We start from the raw sequence: 23608 nt of genomic DNA, 5'->3' as shown, positions 1-23608 counted from the left end.
CGCCGACTGGTTTGCCCCGGCCTATTCTTTGTTCAAGAGCCTCAACGAACCAAGGATTAGCATCATGGGCAAACGTCATCCCAACCTTCCCGCCTGGCAATGGCGCGCGTACCCGAACAATCACCAGCACCCGACCAATCTGGTGCTGCACCTGATTGCCGTGCCGCTGTTCATCGTGGCGTTTCTGCTGATTGTCTCGGGCGTGTTCAGTCTGAGTTTTACCAATGTCGCGATTGGCATTATCGGACTACTCGCTGCCCTCGGCCTGCAACGCCACGGCCACCGCCTGGAGGCGCAAGCCTCCGAGCCGTTCAGTGATCGCAAGGATGCCGTGTCGCGCTTGCTGGTCGAGCAATTTCTGACCTTCCCGCGGTTCTTCCTGAGCGGCGGTTGGTGGCGCGCCTGGCGTGAGCGCCACCGTCGTCACTGATCAGGCGAAAATCGTCACCGTCTGCCGGCTCATGGCAATCAACTGACCGTCCGCGTTCCACAATTTCGCGGCCGCATGACCGTAGCCGTCAGCGGCATGTTCGGTTTCAACCAGGTATTTGCACCAGTCCAGCGTGCTCAGTTCAAGCAACGGCTGAACGAATTCGATGGTCCAGGTCTGCGTGCTGCCCATCGCCGGTTTACTCAGGTGCGGCATCAGGGCCGGTGGCCAGGCGTCAACCAGCGCCAATATATGCGCTTCGCTGACCGCTTCTTCCTTCACGTCCCCACGCAAGCGCACCCAGCCGCCCATCTCGCGGGATTTGTTGCCCGTGAACGGCAGACCGCCGACACTCCAGCGCATCGCCAGATGCTGCATGAACTCCGGGAGCACCCCTTTGATGAACGGCAGTTCCTGACAATCGTCCCAGTGCTTCATCTCGGGTGCCGGTTCGGCGATCACCGCCACTTCCGACAGTCGCGAGGCGCCGAAGCTGCCCTGGACCAACGTCACCACTTGGCCGTTCTGCATCGCCCGACCCAGCACCTGGCTGACAGCCTTCCCTTCGCGCAACACATCGACTTCAAAGCTGACCGGCACCTCAGGCTCGACCGGGCCGACAAAGGTGATCGACAGCGAGCGCACCGGACGATCCGCCGGGACCTTCGCGCGCATGGCTTCGTACTGCAAGGCGGCCACCAGGCCACCGAAACTGGCGCGCCCCTGAGCCCATTTGGCCGGGATAGACAGCTCCAGCGGCTGGCTGCGGACAGCATCAAGCAGATCGGAAAAGCGCATGAAAACCTCGGTATGAGAAAAGGATGAAGGGATCTTAACCAGCCGGCGAGGATGGCACAGCGCTTATTCCGGCCAAAGAGACTGACAGATAGGCCGGATAACACCGCCATCTCTGTAGCAGCTGCCGAAGGCTGCGTTCGGCAGCTGCTACATAAGCGGTTTGTGGTGGTATCAGGATTTGAAACAGGCAGCGCTGAGTTTGTCGAGGACACGATCGGCGCGGTCTTCGGCCTTGGCCATCGCAGTTTTCCAGCCTGCGACGCAGGGCTGCAAATCGGTTTCCTGTTCGGCCATGGCCAGCCATTGCAAGCAATCGTGCCAATCGCCCAAGGCACCTTGTGCGGATTTCAAGCGCGCCATCGCCGCTTTCGGCAGTCTATCCAGTTCGGGATAGGCGTCGATGCCATAGCGCACGCGCTTGATCAGAAGGCGCAAACGGTGGCGATCATGTGCCGGATCGTGCAGGGCTTCGTCGAGTTTTTTCCACTGCTTGGCCAAGCGTTTTTCGATGCGCCGACGCAAGCCCTTGACCAGGCCCTGACGTTGGGCGGCCCGCAAAAAACGCGGAAAGGCATCGAGGATCATCAGCACTTGCGCCACTTCAGGACTCGTCGCGACCGCTGGATAAGCCTCGGCCATTTGCGCCATACGCCGATGGGCAGCCTCGGGTTGATCATGCTCGAGCAGGTAGGCCGCCAGCACTTCGCGATCACGTAATGGCGTGGTCAGGTCGCCGACCCGGGACGCCGCCGCTTCCAGCTGTTCGACCCCAGGCAAACCACGCAATGGTCGCAGCAGACTGCGCAAACGGCGAACCGTGGTGCGCAGATCGTGCAGCGCTTCAGGGTCGGTGCGCGCACTCAAGCGTGCCTGACAGGCCAGCAAACGGACTTCCAGGCCCAGGACATGAGCCACCAACCGGTTAATCATGGGAGTTACTCCGTAAACAGCTGCCAGCCGCCAGCCGAAATCCGGGGCGACTGACTTATCGCAAGCAGCTTAGAGCTTAGAGCGGTTTTCAGCGTCCCGCGCGCGACTCACGAATGTAAAAGCGTGCTTTTTCGGCCTTCTTGGTACAGCCCTCATAGGCTTCGAATTGCTGCTGGGTCTTGGCACCGGTCAACAACGACAGCGCCTTGGAGTAGCTGACGGTCCCGGCAAAGCCCTCGACTTTGGCCAGGTCCAGTTCATGCCAGGCGGCGTCGAGCTGGCTACCGCAGCTGTCACGGTAAGCGGTTTTACCGGCACAACCGGCGAGTGCCAGGGCAATCAACGGCACACAGATCCAGACTTTCATTTTTCACACCTCAAAGATAGGTAAACAATCGTGCAGTTAAGACGGTCTGGCAGGTGAAAAGTGCCTTGGCCCCGCCTCGGAAACTCTAGCGCTCGCGAGAATACCCATCTGCCGCCAAAGAGTGTCGAAAAAACGACGCCCTCGCCTCGCCGAACGACCTTAGCGATTGAAGCGCGGGCCTCGATAGGTGCATTGTTGAACCTTGTCAGACGAGGGCGATTCATGAAAAAGCGTGTCGCGCTGGTGCTGGGCTCAGGTGGAGCCCGGGGCTACGCCCATATCGGGGTCATTGAAGAAATCGAACGGCGTGGCTACGACATTGCCTGTATCGCTGGCTGTTCCATGGGCGCAGTGGTCGGCGGGATCTATGCCGCCGGCAAACTCGACGATTACCGCAACTGGATCGAAAGCCTGGATTACCTCGACGTCTTGCGCCTGGTGGACGTCAGTTTTCGTCTGGGTGCGATTCGCGGGGAGAAGGTTTTCGGGCAGATCCGCAAGATCGTCGGCGAGATCAATATCGAAGACTTGCGCATCCCCTACACGGCGGTGGCCACCGACCTGACCAACCAGCAGGAAATCTGGTTTCAGGAGGGCTGCCTGCACCAGGCCATGCGCGCCTCGGCGGCGATTCCCAGCCTGTTCACCCCGGTGATGCAGGGCAACCGCATGCTGGTGGACGGCGGCATCCTCAACCCTTTACCGATCGTGCCGGTGGTGTCGAGTCATTGCGACCTGATCATCGCGGTCAACCTCAACTCCACCAACCAGCGCCACTATCAACTGCCGGTGATCCAGCGTCCGGCGGCATTCAAGACCCGTTTCGACAGCCTGATCAACTCGCTCGGTTCAAAATTGCCTTTCCGCCGCAAACAGGCGGAACAATTGCTGCTGCTGGAAAAGGAAGCGTTGATGGCTGAAGCAGCCGATATCAACCCGTGGATCGAGTCCGCCGAACCCGAAGCCCAGCAACCCGCCGCCGCCCCCGAACGCGACGGCGCGCCAAAATCCGCAACCGGGTCGTTCATCATCGACAACGTCGGACCAGCGTCTTTGCTGGACCTGATCAACCAGAGTTTCGAGGTGATGCAGACGTCATTGGCGCAGTACAAGATCGCCGGTTATCCGCCGGATATTCTGATCAACGTGCCAAAGCGAGTGTGCCGGTTTTTCGAGTTTTACAAGGCGCCGGAATTGATCGCGCTGGGACGGGAGATTGCACGGGATACATTGGACCGGTATGAAAATGAGCGGGATTCCTGAGAATCTCGAATGAATTTCAGGGCCCCATCGCGAGCAGGCTCGCTCCCACAGAGTTTTGTGACGGTCACATGATCTGTGAACACCCGGATCACTGTGGGAGCGAGCCTACTCGCGATGGGGCCGGATAATCCAACATAAAAACTAAAGACTGTCTTCACTCAACAACCGATACCCGACCCCAGCCTCGGTGACGATGAATCGCGGCTGAGTCGGGTCATCCGCCAGCTTCTGGCGCAGGTGCCCAACCACAATCCGCAGGTAGTGACTGTCCTCGGTATGGGTCGGCCCCCAAATATCCTTGAGCAATTGCTGCTGGGTGATGACCCGCCCTGGATGCCGCGCCAGTTGCGCCAGCACCGCGTATTCCTTGCGGGTCAGCGCGACTTCGGTGCCGTCGAGCAACACCCGGCGATACGCCAGATCCACGGTCAACGGGCCGAACGCCAGCGCCGCTTGCTGCGCTTCTCCCGCCGGAGCCTGACGCAGCAAGGCACGCACCCGCGCGAGAAACTCCTGAATGCCAAACGGCTTGGTCACGTAGTCGTTGGCGCCGTTGTCGAGCGCTTCGACTTTCTGCCCTTCACTGGCGCGCACCGAGAGCACCAACACCGGCACCGTCGACCACTCGCGAAACTCGCGCAGCACCTGTTGGCCGTCCATGTCCGGCAAACCGAGGTCAAGCACCAGCAAGTCCGGTTTATTCAGCGCCGCCTGGGCCAGGCCTTCGGTGCCGGTGCCGGCCTCCAGCACTTTGTAGCCTTGGGAAACAAGGCTGATGCGCAGGAATTTACGGATCTGCGGTTCGTCGTCGATGACCAAAATGGTCGCGGTCTGGCTCATGAATTCACATCAACACAAAGAAGTGGCAAGAGAGTAACGCAAGGGCGATCAGGCTTCACTTTCGGTTCTTAATTTTCAAAGGTCGGCTGAGCCTGCAACGGCAGGTGCAAAGTGATGCAGGTGCCTCGTCCTTCGATGCCATCGGCGACGCTGATCCGCCCGCCATGGGCACCGACCATGCCCTGACAGATCGCCAGCCCCAGCCCGGTGCCCTGCCCGCCACGATCACCGCGCGCGGCGGTGTAGAACATGTCGAAAATCTTCTCCCGATCCTCCGGAGGAATCCCCGGCCCTTCATCGCTCACCGAAAAAAACAGCTCACTGTCGTCGGCCCCGGCGCGCAATTGCAGGCGACCGTGAGGCGGTGAAAACCGCGCGGCGTTTTCCAGCACGTTGACCAGTGCCTGTTCGATCAGCGCAGCGTGGACGTACAGCAGCGGCAACTGCGGCGGCACTTCGGTGGTCACCTGCAACGGCGCCAGCACGGCGCGCAGACGATTGAGCGAACTGCCGACGATGTCGGCCGGCGACACCCAGTCCCGCGCCAGCTTCAGGGCGCCGTGCCCGAGGCGGGTCATGTCCAGCAGGTTCTGGATGTAGCGATCGAGGCGCTCGGCTTCATCGCGAGTGCCTTCAAGCAGTTCGCGGCGATCCTCCAGCGGGATCGCCTCACCGAGGGCCAACAGGCTGTCGATGCTGCCGCGCATGGAAGTCAGCGGCGTGCGCAAATCGTGGGATACCGAGGCCAGCAAGGCACTGCGCAGTTGCTCGGTTTCGCCGTGCAGCCGGGCGGCTTCCAGGTCTTCGGCCAATTGCGCGCGGGCCAGTGCCTGGGCCAGTGGCTGGCTGAGCGCGGTCAACAAACGCCGACGCTGGCCGCTCAAGGTCTGGCCCTCTTTGGCGCACACACCGAGCAATGCCAGCGGCCCGTCTTCCACCGACAACGGCCACCACCACCAACGCCCGAACGGCAACGTGCCGGTGCCCGCGCCGGCCGGTTGATCGTGTTGCCAGGCCCAATCGGCGGCAGCGCGCTCGGCTTCGGAAAACTCCAGCGGGCCACCGGTTTCGACTTTCCAGCCGCCCTGGCCGTCTCGATTGAGCAGGCACAGTTGCAGATCACTCCAGCCATCGAGGTGCTGGGCCGCTGCGCTGACCACTGCCTGGCGGTCGGTGGCAGCGGTGAGTTTGCGCGACAGGTCGAGCAGTTCGGTGGTCTCTTCCTGAGTGTCGCGCAGCGCCTGCAATTGCCGCCGTTGGCGGGCCGCGAGGTTACCGGTGAGCGCCGCCATCAGCAGGAAGAACAGCAAGGTCAGCACGTCTTCTTCGCGCTGAATGCTGAAGGAAAAATTCGGCGGGATGAACAGAAAGTCATAGGTCAGAAACGACAGCGCCGCACAGGCCAGCGCCGGGCCCAGACTGCTGCGCACCGCCACCAGCAACACCGCGGCGAGGAACACCAGCGAGATATTGGGCAGCGGCAACACACTCGCCACCGCCCAGGCCAATGCGGTGGCGAGCACCGTCGCCACCAGCGCCAGCGCGTAGTCGAACCACACCAGTGACTGCGCCGAACGCTGACGCGGCTGATGCTGTTCGTGATCGCTGTCGAGGACGTTGATTTCCAGCCCGCGCGCATCGCGCAGCAGCCGTGACGCCAGGCCGCCGCCGAACAACCGGCGACGCAAACGCTGCCGGGACTGACCGACCAACACCAGGCTCGCGCGGCGTTCGGCGGCATGCTGGATCAGGGTTTTCGCCACCTCGCCGGCGCGCAGCAGCACCACTTCGCCGCCGAGGCGTTCGGCCAATTGCTGGGCACTTTGCAGGCGCAGGCGTGACTGCTCGTCTCGCACGCTGCCGTTGTCCACATGCACCAGGCTCCACGGCAAGTGCCGACGCTGGGCGACGCGACTGGCGTGACGCACCAGACGCTCGGCCTGTGCATCGCCATCGACGCCGACCAACAGGCGACCGCGCACCGCTGGCGCCGCTTGGCCGAGCTGGCGATAGCCCTGAGTCAAATCATCATCGACCTGAGCGGCAGCGGTTTGCATCGCCAGTTCGCGCAGGGCCGTGAGGTTGGTCTGGGTGAAGAACGCGTCGATGGCCGCCCTCGCCTGCTCCGGCACGTAGACCTTGCCATCGCGCAAACGCTCGAGCAGCTCGCGCGGTGGCAGGTCAATCAGCAGCAGCTCGTAGGCTTCTTGCAGCACCCAGTCCGGCAGGGTTTCGCGAACCTGCACACCGGTGATGCCACGCACTTTGTCATTAAGACTTTCCAGGTGCTGGACGTTGACCGTGGTGTACACGTCGATGCCTGCCGCGAGCAATTCCTGAATGTCTTGCCAGCGCTTGGTGTGGCGGCTGCCGGGGGCGTTGCTGTGCGCCAGTTCGTCCACCAGCACCAGTTTCGGTTTGGCGGCGAGCAAGCCGTCGAGGTCCATTTCTTCGAGCATCACGCCACGGTATTCCGAGCGCACCAACGGCTGCTGCGGCAAGCCGCCGAGCAGCGCTTCGGTCTCGGCGCGACCGTGGGTTTCGACCACGCCGGCAATGACTTTCACGCCCTGACGCAGTTGGGTGTGGGCCGCTTGCAACATGGCGTAGGTCTTGCCGACACCGGGCGCGGCGCCGAGAAAAACCTTGAGCCGGCCACGGCCGTCGCGGGGCAGGTCTGCTAACAGCGCGTCGGCGCGGCCGGAGTCACTCATGCTTGGGGATCTCTTTTTTCAGGTAGTGATGTGGTGATTTTTCGGCCGCCATTGCGAGCAGGCTCGCTCCCACATTTGGAATGCATTCCCCTGTGGGAGCGAGCCTGCTCGCGATTAGCGGCGCCACCGATTTACAAATTTTCCAGCGCGATATTCAGCGCCAGCACATTCACCACCGGCGGCCCCACCAATGGCTGCTCGATGTGCGCATCCATCAACTGTTGAAGCGTAGATACTGGCAGATGGCGCGCCGCTGCAACACGCGCCAGTTGATAGGCAATCGCGGCCGGTGGCAAGTGTGGATCGAGACCGCTGCCGGAGGTGGTGACCATCGCCAATGGCACCGGCCCCTGGCCCGGCACCTGCAGTTTGTTGGCATCGTCGATCACCCGAGTGGCCAACGCCGGGTTGCTCGGAGAAAGGTTACTGGCACTGCTCGACACGGTGGCAAATGCACCGGCCGATGGCCGTGGATGGAACCAGGTATCGCCAACGAAATCCTGCGCGATCAGCGACGAGCCGCGGACCTTGCCATCGGCGTCGTGTACCAGGCTGCCGTTGGCTTGGTCGGGGAATGCGACCTGGGCGACACCGGTGACCACCAGTGGATAGGCGACGCCGGTGATCAGGGTCATCAGGACAAGCAGGCTCAGGGCCGGGCGGATCATTGTGGACATTTCAAAATCCTCTATTTGATAAAAAACTCAGGTCTGGAAGCTACTGCTCAGCCCTGTGGCAAAAGGGCTTCTGTGGCGAGGGGGCTTGCCCCCGTTCGGCTGCGAAGCAGTCGCCAAACCGATGTATGCATGTCTGAAGAATTGAGGTTTCAGGTTTTGGGGCTGCTGCGCAACCCAACGGGGGCAAGCCCCCTCGCCACAGAAGCCCCCTCGCCACAGAGCCTGCGTCACCCGATAGAACGTCAAACCAGATGCAACGCCGTCAACAGCATGTCGATCGCCTTGATCCCCACAAACGGCACCACAATCCCGCCCAATCCATAGATCAACAGATTGCGTCGCAGCAACGCCGCCGCACTCGCCGCCTGCACGCGCACGCCGCGCAATGCCAATGGAATCAGCACCACGATGATCAAGGCGTTGAACACGATCGCCGAGAGAATCGCGCTCTGCGGACTGTTCAGGTGCATGACGTTCAGCACGCCCAGTTGCGGGTAGATCGAGGCGAACAGCGCCGGCAAGATCGCGAAGTATTTGGCCACGTCGTTGGCGATGGAAAACGTCGTCAGCGCACCGCGGGTCACCAGCAATTCCTTGCCGATCTGCACCACGTCCAGCAGCTTGGTCGGATCGCTGTCGAGGTCGACCATGTTCGCCGCCTCGCGCGCGGCTTGCGTGCCGTCGTTCATCGCCATGCCCACGTCCGCCTGGGCCAGGGCCGGGGCGTCGTTGGCGCCGTCGCCGCACATGGCGACCAGGCGACCGTCGTTCTGCTCGTGGCGAATGCGCGCCAGTTTTTTCTCCGGCGTGGCTTCAGCCAGCACATCATCGACGCCCGCTTCGGCCGCAATCGCTGCTGCGGTCAGCGGGTTGTCGCCGGTCACCATGACGGTGCGGATGCCCAGTTTGCGCAGTTCGGCGAAACGCTCGCGAATGCCGGGCTTGACCACGTCCTTGAGGTGGATGACACCGAGCAATTTACCGTCGGCGCAAACCAGCAACGGGGTGCCGCCGCTCTGAGCGATCTTGTCGATTTCCCGGGACAGCGGCGCGGCCAGATCGGCGCGTTTCAGACCAACGAAGGCCAGCAGCGAATCCACCGCGCCTTTGCGATAGACCCGGCCCTGATAGTCAACGCCAGACAAGCGGGTTTCAGCGCTGAACGGCACGGCAGTCAGCACCTCGGGAGCCGGCTCAGGTTGCGGGTGAAGACCGCGCAGGTACTCGACGATGGATTTGCCTTCAGCCGTGTCATCGGCCAAGGAGGCAAACAACGCGCCCTCGGCCAGTTCCTTGGCAGTGACACCCGGCGCGGCGTACACCGCTGTGCAACGACGGTTACCGAAGGTAATGGTGCCGGTCTTGTCCAGCAGCAGGACGTGTACGTCCCCCGCCGCTTCAACCGCACGACCGGATTTGGCGATCACATTCAGGCGCACCAGACGGTCCATCCCGGCGATCCCGATGGCCGACAACAGGCCGCCAATGGTGGTCGGAATCAACGTGACCAATAACGCCACCAGGAACACCAGCGGCAGGCTGCCGTTGGCAAAGTGGGCGAACGGTTGCAGGGTGACGACCACCAGCAGGAAGATCAGCGTCAGGCCGATCAGCAGGATGTCGAGCGCCACTTCGTTCGGGGTTTTCTGGCGTTTGGCGCCTTCGACCAGGGCGATCATGCGGTCCAGTGTCGACTCGCCCGGGTTGGCGGTGATGCGCACCAACAGCCAGTCGGACACCAGTCGAGTGTTGCCGGTAACGGCCGAACGGTCGCCGCCGGACTCGCGAATCACCGGCGCCGATTCACCGGTAATCGCCGCTTCGTTGACCGCGGCGATACCTTCGATCACCTCGCCGTCACCGGGGATCATTTCCCCCGCTTCAACGCGGACCACATCGCCCTTGCGCAGGCTGGTCGCCGGCACGACTTGAAAGGCGCCGTTGCTGGTTTTGCGTCGCGCACTCAGACCCTCGCTGCCGGCCTTGAGGCTGTCGGCGCGGGCCTTGCCGCGACCTTCGGCCAGTGCTTCGGCAAAGTTGGCGAACAGCACGGTGAACCACAGCCACAAGGCGATTTGTGCGGCGACAAAAGTCGGCACGGCGCTGTCGGGAATGAAGCACAGCACGGTGGTCAGGATCGCGGTCAGTTCGACCACCAGCATCACCGGCGCGCGTTGCAGTTGCCGAGGGTCGAGCTTGACGAAGGCTTGCACCAGCGCCGGACGCCAGAGGGCCGAGATCGCGGTTTTCGGTTGTTCCGGCGCCTTGACGGTGGCGGCTTTAGTTGCGGGCATATTCATCATTGATTCCCCTTAGAAGCCCAGGCTCAAATGTTCAGCGATAGGACCCAGCGCCAATGACGGCAAGAAGGTCAAACCACCCACCAGCAGAATGGTCACGGTCAGCAGAGTCACGAACAGCGGGCCATGGGTCGGGAAGCTGTTCTGGCCGATCGGTGCGCTTTTCTTCATCGCCAGGCTGCCGGCCAATGCCAGTACCGGGAGGATGTAACCGAAGCGACCGATCAACATGCCCAGGCCCAGCATCAGGTTGTGGAACGCGGTGTTCGCGCCTAACCCGGCAAACGCCGAACCGTTGTTGGCACTGGCCGAGGTGTAGGCATAAAGCAACTGACTGAAACCGTGCGGGCCAGGGTTGCTCACCGCCGCGACCGGGCCGGGCAAACTCGCGGCAATCGCGCCGAGCACCAGCACGCCGACCGGCATCACCAGCAAGGTCACGACCAGCAACTGCACTTCCTTCGCCTGCAGTTTCTTGCCGAGGTATTCCGGCGTGCGGCCGATCATCAGGCCGGCGAGGAACACCGCGATCAACACGTTCAGCAACATGCCGTAGAGCCCGGCACCGACGCCGCCGAAGATCACTTCGCCGACCATCATGTTGACCATCGCGACCATGCCGCTCAGCGGGTTGAGGCTGTCGTGCATGCCGTTGACCGAACCGTTGGACGCCGCCGTGGTAGTCACCGACCACAGCACCGTGGCGGTGGTGCCAAAACGCGCTTCCTTGCCTTCCAGTGGCGCGGTCTGTTCGACGGCGACATTGTTCAGGGTCGGGTTCGGCTGGTATTCAGCCCACAGCGACGTCGCGCCGCCGATCAGGAACAGCGCCAGCATGCAGGCGATGATCGCGCGGCTCTGACGCAGGTCTTTCACGTAGTGGCCGAAGGTGAACACCAGCGCCACCGGAATCAGAATGATCGAGCCGACTTCAAACAGGTTGCTCCACGCCGTCGGGTTCTCGAACGGGTGCGCCGAGTTGACGCCGAAGAAGCCACCGCCGTTGGTGCCCAGTTGCTTGATCGCAATCTGGCTGGCGGCCGGGCCGAGCGGGATCACCTGATCGATGCCTTGCATCGTCACGGCATTCACGTACTGAGCGAAGGTTTGCGGCACGCCCTGCCAGACCAGAAACAGCGCCAGCAGCAGGCACAGCGGTAGCAAGCCGTAGAGGGTGGCGCGGGTCATGTCGACCCAGAAGTTGCCGAGGGTCTTGCTCGACTTGCGACCGATCCCGCGACACAGGGCGACCAGCACGGCGAGGCCGGTGGCGGCGCTGACGAAGTTCTGCACGGTGAGGCCGACCATCTGACTCAGGTAGCTGAGGGTCGCTTCGCCGCTGTAGGACTGCCAGTTGGTGTTGGTCATGAAGCTGACGGCGGTGTTGAACGCTTGCGTCCACTCCTGGCCCGGCAGGTTTTGCGGATTCAGTGGCAAGTGATCCTGAAACAACAGGATCGTGAACAACAGCAAAAAGCCCGCAAGGTTGAAGGCGAGCAAGGCCAGGGTGTATTTCTGCCAGCTCTGTTCGGCCTGCGGATCAACGCCGGCCACTCGGTAACATCCACGCTCCACCGGTCCGAGAATCGGCGAAAGCCAGGTGCGCTGACCTTCCATGACCTTGTAGTAGAAGCGCCCCAGAAACGGTGCCGGAATCAGCACCAGGGCGAAGAAGGCGAGGATCAGCCAATAGTCATAACTGTGCATAGCCGCTCCTAGTTCCGGTCCGCGCGCAACAGCGCAACCAACAGATAAATGAACAGCCCCACTGCCAATAGCAGCGACACTCCGTCCAGAACGCTCATGGAAATTCTCCGTGTTACGGCGTATTGCCGCGTGTGGATCCATTGTCGGCAGGGAGGCTGTAAAGGAACGAGAGCGAGGGGTGTGGCGGGGAATAAAGAATGCGTAAAGAGTGGGTTTATAGCTTTGTTACAGCGGTGTTCCGGCCGGCCTCATCGCGAGCAGGCTCGCTCCCACAGGAGTTCGGCGTTATATGGACGACGGCATTCCAATGTGTGCGAGCCTGCTCGCGATGGCGGCATAACAAACACCGCTGCCCCCAACTGGCGCACCAAAAAGCCTGCATTCAACAGCGAACATCCTCGATACGACGCCTTTCTGCACTTTACGACCGCTCTCACAACACTGGCACGCCCACTGCACACGCCTCCCCGAGCTTTCCAAACCGTTCAGGGAGCAACGCATGAACACACAACTCAAACCCACGCTGGGCACGCTGCATCTGTGGGGCATTGCGGTCGGGCTGGTGATTTCCGGTGAATACTTCGGCTGGAGTTACGGCTGGGGCGTGGCCGGCACACTCGGTTTTCTGGTGACGTCCTTTATGGTCGCCACGATGTACACCTGCTTCATCTTCAGTTTCACCGAGCTGACCACCGCAATTCCTCACGCGGGGGGTCCCTTTGCCTACAGCCGCCGGGCCTTTGGCGAGAAAGGCGGATTGATCGCGGGGCTGGCGACACTGATTGAATTTGTCTTCGCCCCACCGGCCATCGCTCTGGCGATCGGCGCGTATCTGAACGTGCAGTTTCCAGCGCTTGATCCGAAACACGCAGCAGTCGGTGCCTACATCGTGTTCATGGGCCTGAACATCCTCGGGGTGAAACTGGCTGCAACCTTCGAACTGGTGGTCTGCGTTCTCGCAGTGGCCGAACTGCTGGTGTTCATGGGCGTGGTCGCCCCGGCGTTCAGCTTCAGCAATTTCGCACTCAATGGCTGGGCCGGTTCCGATGTGTTTGGCGCGCCGGCGATTGCCGGGATGTTCGCGGCGATTCCGTTTGCCATCTGGTTCTTCCTGGCCATCGAAGGCGCCGCCATGGCCGCCGAAGAAGCCAAGGATCCGAAACGCACGATTCCGAAGGCCTACATCAGCGGCATTCTGACGTTGGTATTACTGGCGATGGGCGTGATGTTCTTTGCCGGCGGCGTCGGTGACTGGCGCACCTTGTCGAACATCAACGACCCGCTGCCGCAAGCGATGAAAACCGTGGTTGGCGAAAGTTCGGGCTGGTTGCACATGCTGGTATGGATCGGCCTGTTCGGCCTGGTGGCGAGTTTCCACGGAATCATCCTCGGCTACTCGCGGCAGTTCTTCGCCCTCGCCCGGGCCGGTTACCTGCCGGCGTCGCTGGCGAAATTGTCACGTTTCCAGACTCCGCACCGGGCAATCATCGCCGGCGGCGTGATCGGTATCGCCGCGATTTACAGCGATGGTTTGATCAACCTGGGTGGCATGACGCTGACGGCGGCGATGATCACGATGGCGGTCTTCGGGGCGATCGTGATGTACATCATGAGCATGCTCAGCCTGTTCAAACTGCGCAAAACCGAACCGAATCTGGAACGCACCTTTCGCGCGCCGTGCTATCCATTGGTGCCGTTCATTGCGCTGGTGTTGGCGGTGGTCTGCCTGGTGGCGATGGCCTGGTTCAACACGTTGATCGGGCTGATTTTCCTGGGCTTCATGGCGGTGGGGTTCGTGTACTTCATGCTGACGGCGCAACTGCGTGCCGATGCGCCGGCGGACGCGATGCTGACCGGGCTCTAAACAGGCCACATGCGGCTGTCAGAACAGGCATAGAATGGAACCACTGCGAAAACTAATCGCTCAAAGTGGTATGCACGATCGGTTGGCGAAACCCGCCAATCGGCCTGCCCTCAAGGAGAGCCCTATGCCCTGGTATGCCTGGTTGATTCTGATCGTTGCAATTGGCTCGATCGTTGGTGGTTTGATGATGTTGCGTGACACCGCCAACAAGGTCGAACTGACCGAGGAGCAACGCAAACGCGTCGCTGAACGCAACGCGGAAGCGGACGCCAAGGATGCGCAGGACCGCTAAAACAAACTTCGCCAGCCAGATCTGGCGAAAACCACCTGTAGCAGCTGGCGAAGCCTGCGTTCGGCTGCGCAGCAGTCGTAAATTTAGTTGACGCGATCTTCCTGAGTCACCGCATTGACTGATTTTACGACTGCTGCGCAGCCGAACGCAGGCTTCGCCAGCTGCTACAGGGGGGTGTCGTTGCGGTTACTCCCAATCGGCCTTGGCGATGTGCAGGCCATGCAGCCCTTTGTATGTCGCGCGCTCCGGCTGGCTCCAGCCCTTGAGCAACGAATCCTCCAACCGATAAATCTCCACCCCGAGCGGGCGGCACACGCTTAGCGGGTCTTGCGCATCCGGCCCCCACATGGCCAGCGACAGATCACCGCCCGGGCAGGTCGAGAGCGCACACAGCAGATCGATTTCAGCAAAAAACTCCAGGTAATCGCCCTTCTGCGCCGGACAGGCTTTCATGAAGTACATGTCGTCGTGGTTCAGGCCCGTGCACTGGAAAATGTTCAGCACGTCATGCACGTCGAACTCGGTCAGCCCATGAGGCAGCACTGCGCGGGTCAGGTTGGAGTGGCAGTGATGGTGGAAGTCTTCGCCGGTGAGCATTTTGTTCACATAAGGATCGCAGCGAGTGCCGAGCAAATCGTGCAAGCGACCGCCATGTTCGTCGATGCCGTAACCGGCCAGGCTGTCATCGGTAATGGTCACCAGCGGCCGCAGAAAAGGCAGGTTCGACCAGAGCCGGTCATGGGTGCTGACGTGAGCCCCCTGTAACTGCCGGGTCCGCGCCGCCCACAAACGCTCCCGCGGATCGTTGGCATTCCAGACGTTGAAATCCCCGACTTGCGGGCCGACGGGGGTGGTCACCCGGAACACATGCCCGGCCGGCACCTTCCAGGCACGACCGGTGCGGATCGGCACCTCAAATTCTTCGATCAGCATGCGCCCGTCCTTCTTGTCGCGGATCCGTTCGTAGAAGGCTTTATCCACCTGCAAGGCCGAACCTTTGCTGACTTGATAGGCCGCCGGATAGTCTTTGTACATGACACGAATCCTCGATCAGTGATGGGAAGAACGGGTAAGCATCTGCAACAAGAGGTGTTCGGAATCGTCGAGATACCGGCTCATGGCGTCCTCGGCCGCGGGTTTATCGCCCTCGGCCAACAACTCATGAATCTGCCGGTCACGCGCCAGCCAGGGCGCTTGAAAACGTGATTCATCGGGAGCGGTGCAGAACACCAGGCGCAACTGTGCGACAACGTTGGTGAAGAACTCGTCGAACAACGGACTGCGCAGCAATCCGACGATGTGTTGATGAAAGGCCAGGCTGTGGGTGCCGACGGCGCGCCAGTCTTCGCGCTCCCGGGCAAGCTCGGTGGCTTCCAGGGCTTCGAGCATCCGGTCGGATTGATAATCGCGCAGCGGCTGACTCGCGCTGATGGCCTGCAGCTCCAGGGTGCGCCTGACCTTGAACAGATCCCGCACGTCCTCGACGCCCAGCCTGCGCACCATCACGCCCTTGTTGCGCACATAACGGGTCAGCCCTTCCTGCCCCAGGCGATGCAGCGCTTCGCGGATGGTATTGCGGGAGGCGTTGTAGGCCGACACCAGATCGTTTTCCACCAACGCCATGCCGGGCAGTAAACGACCGCCAATGATGTCGGCGCGCAATTCAAGGGTGATGTGGTCGGCCAGGGACAGTCCGCTGTTCATGCTCATTGCCTCGTGATTGTTCAACAATCGTCAGTTAATGAGTAATCACTATTCGTGCCATGTGTTTAAACGCCGTTCTACCAAGATCGACGCATCTGCATGCTTTTTAGAAGTAGAAGTACAATCACCATCCCATTTTCATTGGTTAATATGGCGCATTGTTGCGGAGATACCCGATGCGCTATTCGCAGGACCATAAAGCCCAGACCCACCAACGCATCATCAAGGAAGCGTCAGCGCGCTTTCGCCGCGATGGCATTGGCGCGACAGGTCTGCAACCGCTGATGAAAGCACTGGGCCTGACTCACGGTGGTTTCTACTCGCACTTCAAATCCAAGGACGAATTGGTAGAAAAGGCTTTGCAAGCCGCGGGCGAGCAGGTCGATGGGATTTGCGCCGAGCTCTTCGCCCAGGATCGTCCGCTGGAAGCGTTCATCGACGCCTATTTGTCCGAATGGCACCAGACTTCACCCGATGAAGGTTGCCCGTTGCCGACCATGTCATCGGAACTCGGCCTGCGCGGGCAGCAAAGCCCGACCACTGACGTGGTGCTCAACGCAAGGCTCGAACAAGTGCAAGGCACCCTTGAAGACGAGGACGCCGCCGACCAAAGCATCGTCATCATGTCGACACTGGTCGGGGCTTTACTGCTGTCACGCAGTGTCGAGAACCCCGAGCTGGCGCAGCGGATTCTCGACGTGACTCGCGCCTATCTCAAACAACCCCGGGGCTAACCCTCCCAACGCTTGAACAGCACGCTGGCATTCACCCCGCCAAACCCGAAGCCGTTGGACAGCGCGTATTCGATAGCCATCGGCCGCGCCTGACCGTGGACGATATCCACGCCTTGGGCGGCGGGGTCCGGGTTATCGAAGTTGAGGGTAGCCGGCACGACCTGGTCGCGAATGGCCAACAGCGTGAAGATCGCCTCGATACCGCCCGCTGCACCAAGCAAATGCCCGGTGGCCGATTTGGTCGATGTCACGGCGATTTTGTTATCCGCGCCGAACAACGCCTTGATGGCCGCCAACTCACCCAAGTCCCCGACCGGGGTCGAAGTGGCGTGAGCATTGAGATGCTGAACCTGCCCCGGCGAAATGCCTGCCTGGGCCAATGCCAGCGACATCGCTCGTTGCGCACCACTGCCATCCTCGGGACCTGCCGTCAGGTGATAGGCGTCGGCACTGGTGCCATAACCGACCAATTCCGCCAGCGGTTGAGCACCACGGGCCAAAGCATGTTCCAGGGATTCAATCACCAGAAGGCCTGCGCCCTCCCCCATGACGAAGCCATCGCGGCCACTGTCGAACGGCCGCGAGGCGCGTTCCGGGGTGTCGTTGTAACCGCTGGACAAGGCGCGAGCGGCGGCAAACCCGGCGAGGCTGACGCGATCGATCGCCGCTTCCGCGCCGCCACATACCGCGATGTCTGCCTCGCCACAACGAATCAACCGCGCCGCATCACCGATCGCCTGGACCCCGGCCGCACAAGCTGTCACCGGCGCACCCAATGGGCCCTTGAAACCGTGCTGGATCGACACATGACCCGCAGCGAGGTTGACCAGAAATGAAGGAATGGTGAACGGCGACAAGCGTCGCGGCCCACGGCTGTCGGTGGTGCGCACCGCATCGGCTATCGCACCGAAACCACCCACGCCGGAACCGATAATGGTTGCCGTACGCTCCTGGGCATTGGCGTCCGCCGCTTGCCAGCCGGCCTGCTCCAGCGCCTGACGCGCCGCTTCCATGGCGAACATAATGAAGCGGTCCATCTTCTTCTGCTCTTTAGGCGCCGTCGCCCGATCCGGATCAAAACCCGCCTCGGGATCGTCAGCGAGCGTCGGCACTGCACCTCCGACCTTGGCCGGCAAATCGGCCACCACCTCGTCCGGCAAATTGCGCAACCCGGAACGCCCGGCCAACAGACGCGCCCAGACGGCCTCGACGCCAGAACCCAATGGCGACACCAAACCCATGCCCGTAACAACTACTCGACGATCACTCATACCGCAAATACCTCAAGCCGATTCATGACGCCTCACGTGTAACGCGCGGCAGCCTTACTTTTGGAAAGATTCGGCGCCAGTACATGACGCGCCGCCACGAAGGCATCCCAGTCGGCCGCATCCGGCAACGATGGAATGGTGATCAACTCACCCTGGTCCAGCCCCGACAACGCGGCATCGACCATATCATCGGCTTCCATGACCATATCCGCCGGAATCTGCGTTGCATCGGCGCCGGAGCGTTCCCAGATTTCAGTGCGTGTGACGCCTGGCAACACCGCCTGCACCTTGACCCCGGTGCCTTCCAGCTCGGCGTTCAACGACTGCGTCAGACTTAACACATAAGCCTTGCTGGCACTGTAAGTCGCATTGAAGCGCTCAGGAAACAAGGCGACCACTGACCCGATATTGATGATCGTCCCCCGACCCGCCTTGGCAAAACTGGCGGCCGCTGCCGAGGCCAACCGCGTGACCGTTGTCACGTTCAGTTGAATCAAACGTTCCAGCTGATCCATGTCGGCATTGGCCAACAAACCATCCGCTGCAACCCCGGCATTGTTCAGCAGCAGGCTGATACTCGAATCACTGCGAAGACGCTGCTCAAGCTTCAGCACCTCATCCTTTTGCGTCAGATCCGCCTTGAGCACCTCGACCTGAACCCCATGCTCGGCGCGCAACTTGCTCGCCGCCGCTTCCAGCCGCTCTTGATCGCGGGCGACCAACAACAAATCAAAACCACGCGCAGCCAACCGCTCGGCGTAAATCGCACCGATACCGGAAGAAGCACCGGTGACAAGGGCCGTACCTTGGGACTGGACAGAATTCATGACTGTGCTCCTGGGGAGATGCCTAAAGGAAAGACAAGCGCCTGAGGCTCAAAACGCTTGGCGGAAAGCAATTTATTATAGGCATAATCTTCGCTATATATGATAGCCGTAATTTTTATCGCATCGACGAAAGGCGCCCCATCACAGCGTTCGCCAGAAAGTAAAAAGGCCGATCAATGACCGGCCCCTGGCGCTGACGTATAAGCTTAGTTCACCTCAAGCTTCTCGCGATTCTTATCCAGGATCGCTTTACCGATTCCCTTCACTTCGAGCAATTCGTCCACGGACGCAAACGGCCCATTACCCTCACGATAGGCAACAATCGCCTTGGCCTTGGCTTCGCCCACACCGGCCAACTCACGTTGAAGGGTTGGCGCATCGGCCTGATTCAGATCGATCTTGCCGGACTGTGCCTTGGGAGAAACTTCCAGCACCACGGGTGCATTGCCAGCCTCGGGCTTGGCCGTCGGCGCAGCAATGGCCGCAATAGAGGCGCTGGTGAGCAGGGCAAAAACCAGAGAGTAGAAATAGCCAGTACGCATAAATGAAGCTCCATGACATCGATTGAGAAAGCAGCTTTTCCGAAGCTGCCTCCCAAACTTAGGCGATGTCTGGAGTCTGTCAAAAATGTGTCCGTTACAGGATGTGAAACAATCAGGGCTCGAGGCGACGTTGCTGGTGGATCCAGTCAACGATATCGCCATCAGGGGTGTAACCGCTGACGGTTTCGCGCAGGAGCTGGCGGACACGACTGTAATCGTCATGATCGACAGCAATCAGCAACTCCCTCAATCGGCCTTTGAGCACATCCCAGGGCAAATGATCTTCGTTGGCACTCATGATCATCGGATGTTGCGTCGCGGCCACGTTGTCGCCGATCAATAACTCCTCGTAGAGCTTCTCACCGGGACGCAGCCCGGTGAACTCGATGGAGATGTCGCCTTGCAAATTCTTGTCCGAACGAACGCTCAAACCGGACAGGTGAATCATCTTCTCCGCCAGCTCGACAATCTTCACTGGCTCGCCCATGTCCAGAACGAAGACATCACCGCCCTGCCCCATGGAACCGGCCTGGATCACCAGTTGCGCGGCTTCGGGGATGGTCATGAAATAACGAGTGATTTTCGGATGCGTGACCGTCAGCGGCCCGCCGGATTTGATCTGGCTATGGAACAGCGGGATCACCGAACCGGAAGATCCCAGCACATTGCCAAAGCGCACCATGGTGAAACGGGTCTTGTTGACCCGGGAGACATTGGCCTTGTCGCCGAACATCACCGGGGCAATCTCACGACTCAACGCTTGAAGGGTCATTTCGGCAAGACGCTTGGTACTCCCCATCACATTCGTGGGGCGCACAGCCTTGTCGGTGGAGATCAGCACAAAGTTGGACACGCCTGCTTGCAATGCAGCCTGGGCAGTGTTGAGCGTGCCTATGACGTTGTTGAGCACGCCTTCGGCGATATTGTGCTCGACCATCGGGACGTGCTTATAAGCAGCAGCGTGGTAGACGGTGTCCACATTCCAGGTCTTCATCACATCCAGCAGTTTGTCCTGATGGCGGATGGAACCGAGAATTGGCAACAATTTGACCGAAATCGACTTACGACAAGCGCGCTGCTCCAGTTCCGAGAGAATGCTGTACAGATTGAATTCGCTGTGTTCAAACAAAATAAGCGTCGTCGGTTCAAGCGAGAAAATCTGCCGGCTAAGCTCAGCGCCAATCGATCCGCCTGCGCCCGTGACCATCACTGTCTTGCCTTTGATACAACGCTCAAGCAGGTCCGGTTGCGCCGGGACCGAGTCGCGCCCCAGAAGGTCGGCGATATCCACTTCCTGGATGTCTTCGACCTTGACTCGGCCACTGGCCAGATCGGTGAAGTTTGGAACGCTTCGAATGTGAAGGGGGAAACGCTCCAGAATGGTGAGAATTTCCCTACGTCGTGCGCGGGTCGATGACGGGAGGGCCAGGAGGATTTCCTGGGCGCCGGTGACGTCGATCATCTGTTGGATGTGTTTGGGTTTGTAGACTTGCAACCCGGCGATCGAACGATCCGCGATGCTCGGATCATCATCGATAAACGCCACGGGGCGCATGGCTCGGCCCATGCGAAGTGCTGCGACAAGCTGATTGCCAGCCACGCCTGCGCCGTAGATGGCGACTTTGGTGAGGCCATCGTCACGGTTGGTGAACGGTACATGATGAGCGCCGGAAAACCAGTCGCCCATGAAGTACTGACGCATGCACAAGCGAAGGCCGCCAATGATGACCAGACTGAGCCACCAATAGTTGAAGACAATGGAGCGCGGGACTACCGTTTCGTGGTTGCTGTACCAATAGACAACAACAGCCAGAATCAGCGACGAAAGGCTGACAGCCTTGATGATGGCGATGAGGGCGTCATTACCGAAATAGCGCATGACCGCTCGGTACATGCCGAAACGTACAAACAAGGGAATCGCGATAACAGGGGCACAAACGAAGAGCCAAAAGTGGGCTTTCAAGGGGTTGTACATATCGTCCAGGCCAAGGCGCACAATGAACGCCAACCAAAGGGCGATCCAGACTAGCAGGATGTCAGTGGCGACCTGTATCAACCTTTTCCGACGCCGAGGGAGCCCTACCAAATATGCTCTGATTTTATCCATAAACCCTTCAAACACCTCAGTCGCCTCCTCTCAGCAGACCCATCGTCGTGGTGAAATCCATGGGCGCCGCGCGATCACTCTAAACCTAATGACATAGTAGTTGGTGCTTAGTTCTTTACCGCAGCATCTTCCAGGTCCCCTGCTCGAAACTTTATAGCCAGCGCGATCAATGGCACGTAAGCCAATATGACGCCCAACGCCCCATCCAGACCGAAATGGGTCACGGCCACGGCAAATGGCAGTAGCCAGAAAAGATTAATCACGCCCACGGCAAGAGTGACCGGTAAATGCCTGCCGAAATGACGTGAGGCGAATTGATAAGCATGACTGCGATGCGCTTCATAAACTTTGTCCCCCCTCAACAAACGGCGAAACAATGTGAATGTTGCGTCGACGATAAAAACCCCTAGCAAAATCAACCAAGCCCACAGCATCGGTCCGCTCGCCCACGCTGCCTGCAGAGAAAGCCCACCCAACGCAATGCCGAGGAAACCACTGCCAGCGTCGCCCATGAAAATCTTCGCGGGCGGGAAATTCCAATAAAGGAAACCGGCGACGGCAACTGCGAGCAATAACGGTCCCCAAATCAGCGTGTCGAGGCCGGCCAACCAGTAAAGCAGGCTGGCGCCAAGGCACACGCTAATGGCTTCAATGCTGGCAATGCCATCAATGCCGTCCATGAAGTTATAGAGATTGAGTAACCATACCAGATACAAAGCAGCCAGCACGTGACCGGCCCAACCCAGATTGACATGGAGTCCGAACAGCTCAATGGCTGGCAATCCGCCCATCCAGACCAGCAGCCAGGTCGCCGCGGCAAAATGGCCGAGCAACCGCCAACGTGCGGCGATGTGCCCGTGGTCGTCCATAAAGCCGATCAACGCTATCGAAACTCCTGCCCCAGCCATCGCGAAAAAAGCCGATGGGGAAATCAATCCTGCACTGTACAGAAAAACCAACGACACGATGAAAGCCACGACAATTGCAACACCGCCGCCCCTAGGGGTCGCGACCACATGGGAACTACGAGCATTCGGAACATCCATCAGGCTTCGAGATATTGCGTACTTGCGTAACGCTGCCGTCAGTAAAAAAGAAATACTGGCGGCCACTAGAATAAACCACGCATAACTCATTATTTGCGAGACTCCAGAAAATACTGCGCGGTTGATTTCAACCCATCACTCAGCTTTGCAGGCGGGCGCCAGCCCAGTAGCTCCTGATTTTTCTGGATATCGACCTGCAAGGAACCGAAAAGCCGTTGTGCTGCAGCACGTCGCCCCAACAAACCAGCCAGGAACACCAGAATCCCGACGGGGACGGGTACGAGCCAGGTTTTGACACCCAAATAGTTGATTAGACGCTGCATTAAGTCGGTCGTTGAAACGTCCTCGTCGTCGCTTACCAGAAATACCTGGTTTTTGGCGTGAGGATGATCGACGCAGGTCTTGACCAGATCCACGACATTTTCCAATGAGACAAGGCTTCGATAATTGGTCACTGACCCGAATGGCAACGGAATGCCTTTCACCAGCCAGAGCATCATTTGCTGAAAATTCGCACCTACACCGGCACCGTAAATAAGGACAGGACGGATGATCACGACTTCAATCGCGCCCGTATTGGCTAGTTGCATGAGTTGCTGTTCTGCTTCGTATTTGGAAACACCGTAAGGATCCGAAGGTTGCGGAATGTCATCTGCCGAGAACGCACTTCCTGGTAGAGTCGTTTCTCCATTGACCTTGATTGAACTGATAAAGATGAATCTTTTAACTCCCGCCTGTATCGCCTGGCGTGCAAGATTAAGTGTGCCCTCAACATTAATCGCACGAAACTTCTCCAGCGACTGCGCTGAATCCTCGTGCATGACGTGCACTCGGGCCGCCGAATGTACAACCACACTCACACCCGCAAGCGACTGAGTCCAGTCGGTGGATTGATCAATGTTTGAAATATGAATTTTTTCTACTGAATCGGGTAACTTGCTATTCAAATTTCTGAGGGGAGTTACAATCGATGTTTCCGGCAAAGTGCAGAAACGCCTGACTACGGCACCTCCCAGAAACCCTGTCGCGCCGGTCACAAGTATTTTTTTTGACATTTCAAACCGATTCAAAAAATAGATAGCAATGGAATAATCTATCACGAAAAGGCGTCATTTTGAGCGCTGAATTTGTGCGGAGCCCCTTGCCCTGCCCCTTGTGGGGCACAGGCCAGCCAGCCGAAAAAAACTCAAAGCCC

22 protein-coding genes are annotated in these 23608 nt (G+C 59.8%); 5 read left to right on the top strand and 17 right to left on the bottom strand.

What is annotated here, in order from left to right; translation table 11 throughout:
* Positions 1 to 64: 64 nt before the first annotated feature.
* Positions 65 to 430: an Mpo1-like protein gene (locus tag BLW70_RS14025; RefSeq protein ID WP_074874845.1), complete on the top strand. Its 366-nt coding sequence runs from the start codon at positions 65 to 67 to the stop codon at positions 428 to 430.
* Here the strand turns inward: BLW70_RS14025 and BLW70_RS14020 are convergent, their stop codons facing one another.
* The 3 genes from BLW70_RS14020 to BLW70_RS14010 all read right to left on the bottom strand — a co-directional run bounded on the left by BLW70_RS14020 (position 431) and on the right by BLW70_RS14010 (position 2525).
* The gene (locus BLW70_RS14020; protein WP_074874843.1) at positions 431 to 1228 is read right to left on the bottom strand and encodes an acyl-CoA thioesterase; all 798 of its coding nucleotides are present in this window, start codon (positions 1226 to 1228) and stop codon (positions 431 to 433) included. It lies immediately after the preceding gene.
* A gap of 171 nt (positions 1229 to 1399) precedes the next feature.
* Positions 1400 to 2158, bottom strand: coding sequence for a CHAD domain-containing protein (locus BLW70_RS14015; RefSeq protein WP_074874841.1), 759 nt, complete (start codon positions 2156 to 2158; stop codon positions 1400 to 1402).
* An 88-nt stretch (positions 2159 to 2246) separates the two neighbouring features.
* Positions 2247 to 2525: a hypothetical protein gene (locus tag BLW70_RS14010; RefSeq protein WP_052964059.1), complete on the bottom strand. Its 279-nt coding sequence runs from the start codon at positions 2523 to 2525 to the stop codon at positions 2247 to 2249.
* 222 nt (positions 2526 to 2747) lie between these two features.
* Here BLW70_RS14010 and BLW70_RS14005 point away from each other — a divergent pair, with 222 nt between their 5' ends.
* Complete coding sequence (locus tag BLW70_RS14005; protein ID WP_074874839.1) at positions 2748 to 3788, top strand: patatin-like phospholipase family protein; 1041 nt, start codon at positions 2748 to 2750, stop codon at positions 3786 to 3788.
* Positions 3789 to 3929: 141 nt separating this feature from the next.
* On the opposite strand, the gene BLW70_RS14000 is transcribed toward BLW70_RS14005, so the two are convergent.
* From BLW70_RS14000 to kdpF, 6 genes are all read right to left on the bottom strand, one after another.
* Positions 3930 to 4628: a response regulator gene (locus tag BLW70_RS14000; RefSeq protein ID WP_074874837.1), complete on the bottom strand. Its 699-nt coding sequence runs from the start codon at positions 4626 to 4628 to the stop codon at positions 3930 to 3932.
* A 68-nt stretch (positions 4629 to 4696) separates the two neighbouring features.
* Complete coding sequence (locus BLW70_RS13995) at positions 4697 to 7342, bottom strand: sensor histidine kinase (RefSeq protein WP_074874835.1); 2646 nt, start codon at positions 7340 to 7342, stop codon at positions 4697 to 4699.
* Positions 7343 to 7473: 131 nt separating this feature from the next.
* Complete coding sequence (gene kdpC / locus BLW70_RS13990; protein WP_074874833.1) at positions 7474 to 8019, bottom strand: potassium-transporting ATPase subunit KdpC; 546 nt, start codon at positions 8017 to 8019, stop codon at positions 7474 to 7476.
* 242 nt (positions 8020 to 8261) lie between these two features.
* Positions 8262 to 10319, bottom strand: coding sequence for a potassium-transporting ATPase subunit KdpB (gene kdpB, locus BLW70_RS13985; protein WP_074874831.1), 2058 nt, complete (start codon positions 10317 to 10319; stop codon positions 8262 to 8264).
* A gap of 12 nt (positions 10320 to 10331) precedes the next feature.
* Positions 10332 to 12026: a potassium-transporting ATPase subunit KdpA gene (kdpA, locus tag BLW70_RS13980; RefSeq protein WP_074874829.1), complete on the bottom strand. Its 1695-nt coding sequence runs from the start codon at positions 12024 to 12026 to the stop codon at positions 10332 to 10334.
* An 8-nt stretch (positions 12027 to 12034) separates the two neighbouring features.
* Entirely contained in the window at positions 12035 to 12124 is a 90-nt protein-coding gene (kdpF, locus tag BLW70_RS13975; protein WP_007899818.1) for a K(+)-transporting ATPase subunit F, read from the bottom strand.
* 401 nt (positions 12125 to 12525) lie between these two features.
* On the opposite strand from kdpF, the gene eat reads away from it, so the two are divergent.
* Together eat and BLW70_RS13965 are read left to right on the top strand one after the other, a co-directional pair.
* On the top strand, positions 12526 to 13890 hold the full coding sequence (gene eat / locus BLW70_RS13970; RefSeq protein WP_033055766.1) for an ethanolamine permease: 1365 nt from the start codon (positions 12526 to 12528) through the stop codon (positions 13888 to 13890).
* 124 nt (positions 13891 to 14014) lie between these two features.
* Positions 14015 to 14182, top strand: coding sequence for a DUF2897 family protein (locus BLW70_RS13965; protein ID WP_008006000.1), 168 nt, complete (start codon positions 14015 to 14017; stop codon positions 14180 to 14182).
* 186 nt (positions 14183 to 14368) lie between these two features.
* On the opposite strand, the gene BLW70_RS13960 is transcribed toward BLW70_RS13965, so the two are convergent.
* Both BLW70_RS13960 and BLW70_RS13955 read right to left on the bottom strand, forming a co-directional pair.
* A complete protein-coding gene (locus BLW70_RS13960) occupies positions 14369 to 15217 on the bottom strand; it encodes an urea carboxylase-associated family protein (RefSeq protein ID WP_074874827.1) in 849 nt (282 codons plus the stop codon).
* A 15-nt stretch (positions 15218 to 15232) separates the two neighbouring features.
* A complete protein-coding gene (locus BLW70_RS13955; protein ID WP_074874825.1) occupies positions 15233 to 15886 on the bottom strand; it encodes a GntR family transcriptional regulator in 654 nt (217 codons plus the stop codon).
* Between the two features lie 176 nt (positions 15887 to 16062).
* Between BLW70_RS13955 and BLW70_RS13950 the strand changes: the two genes are divergently transcribed.
* Entirely contained in the window at positions 16063 to 16620 is a 558-nt protein-coding gene (locus BLW70_RS13950) for a TetR/AcrR family transcriptional regulator (RefSeq protein WP_074874823.1), read from the top strand.
* On the opposite strand, the gene fabF is transcribed toward BLW70_RS13950, so the two are convergent.
* From fabF to BLW70_RS13920, 6 genes are all read right to left on the bottom strand, one after another.
* Positions 16617 to 17891 carry a beta-ketoacyl-ACP synthase II gene (fabF, locus tag BLW70_RS13945; protein ID WP_074874821.1) on the bottom strand — a complete coding sequence of 425 codons (1275 nt, stop codon included), beginning with the start codon at positions 17889 to 17891 and terminating at the stop codon, positions 16617 to 16619. The genes BLW70_RS13950 and fabF overlap by 4 nt on opposite strands.
* 32 nt (positions 17892 to 17923) lie before the next feature.
* Positions 17924 to 18718 carry an SDR family NAD(P)-dependent oxidoreductase gene (locus tag BLW70_RS13940; protein ID WP_074874819.1) on the bottom strand — a complete coding sequence of 265 codons (795 nt, stop codon included), beginning with the start codon at positions 18716 to 18718 and terminating at the stop codon, positions 17924 to 17926.
* A gap of 206 nt (positions 18719 to 18924) precedes the next feature.
* On the bottom strand, positions 18925 to 19260 hold the full coding sequence (locus BLW70_RS13935) for a ComEA family DNA-binding protein (RefSeq protein WP_074874817.1): 336 nt from the start codon (positions 19258 to 19260) through the stop codon (positions 18925 to 18927).
* 112 nt (positions 19261 to 19372) lie between these two features.
* Positions 19373 to 21367 carry a polysaccharide biosynthesis protein gene (locus BLW70_RS13930; protein ID WP_074874815.1) on the bottom strand — a complete coding sequence of 665 codons (1995 nt, stop codon included), beginning with the start codon at positions 21365 to 21367 and terminating at the stop codon, positions 19373 to 19375.
* Between the two features lie 107 nt (positions 21368 to 21474).
* Entirely contained in the window at positions 21475 to 22503 is a 1029-nt protein-coding gene (locus BLW70_RS13925) for an MraY family glycosyltransferase (protein WP_074874813.1), read from the bottom strand.
* Entirely contained in the window at positions 22503 to 23513 is a 1011-nt protein-coding gene (locus BLW70_RS13920; RefSeq protein WP_083383369.1) for a UDP-glucose 4-epimerase family protein, read from the bottom strand. The genes BLW70_RS13925 and BLW70_RS13920 overlap by 1 nt, the downstream gene beginning before the upstream one ends.
* Between the last annotated feature and the right edge of the window lie 95 nt (positions 23514 to 23608).

The organism is Pseudomonas frederiksbergensis (assembly GCF_900105495.1).
Taxonomy (GTDB): Bacteria; Pseudomonadota; Gammaproteobacteria; order Pseudomonadales; family Pseudomonadaceae; genus Aquipseudomonas; species Aquipseudomonas frederiksbergensis.
The sequence above is the reverse complement of the archived record's forward strand: the minus strand, read 5'-3'. Positions and strand labels throughout refer to the sequence as shown.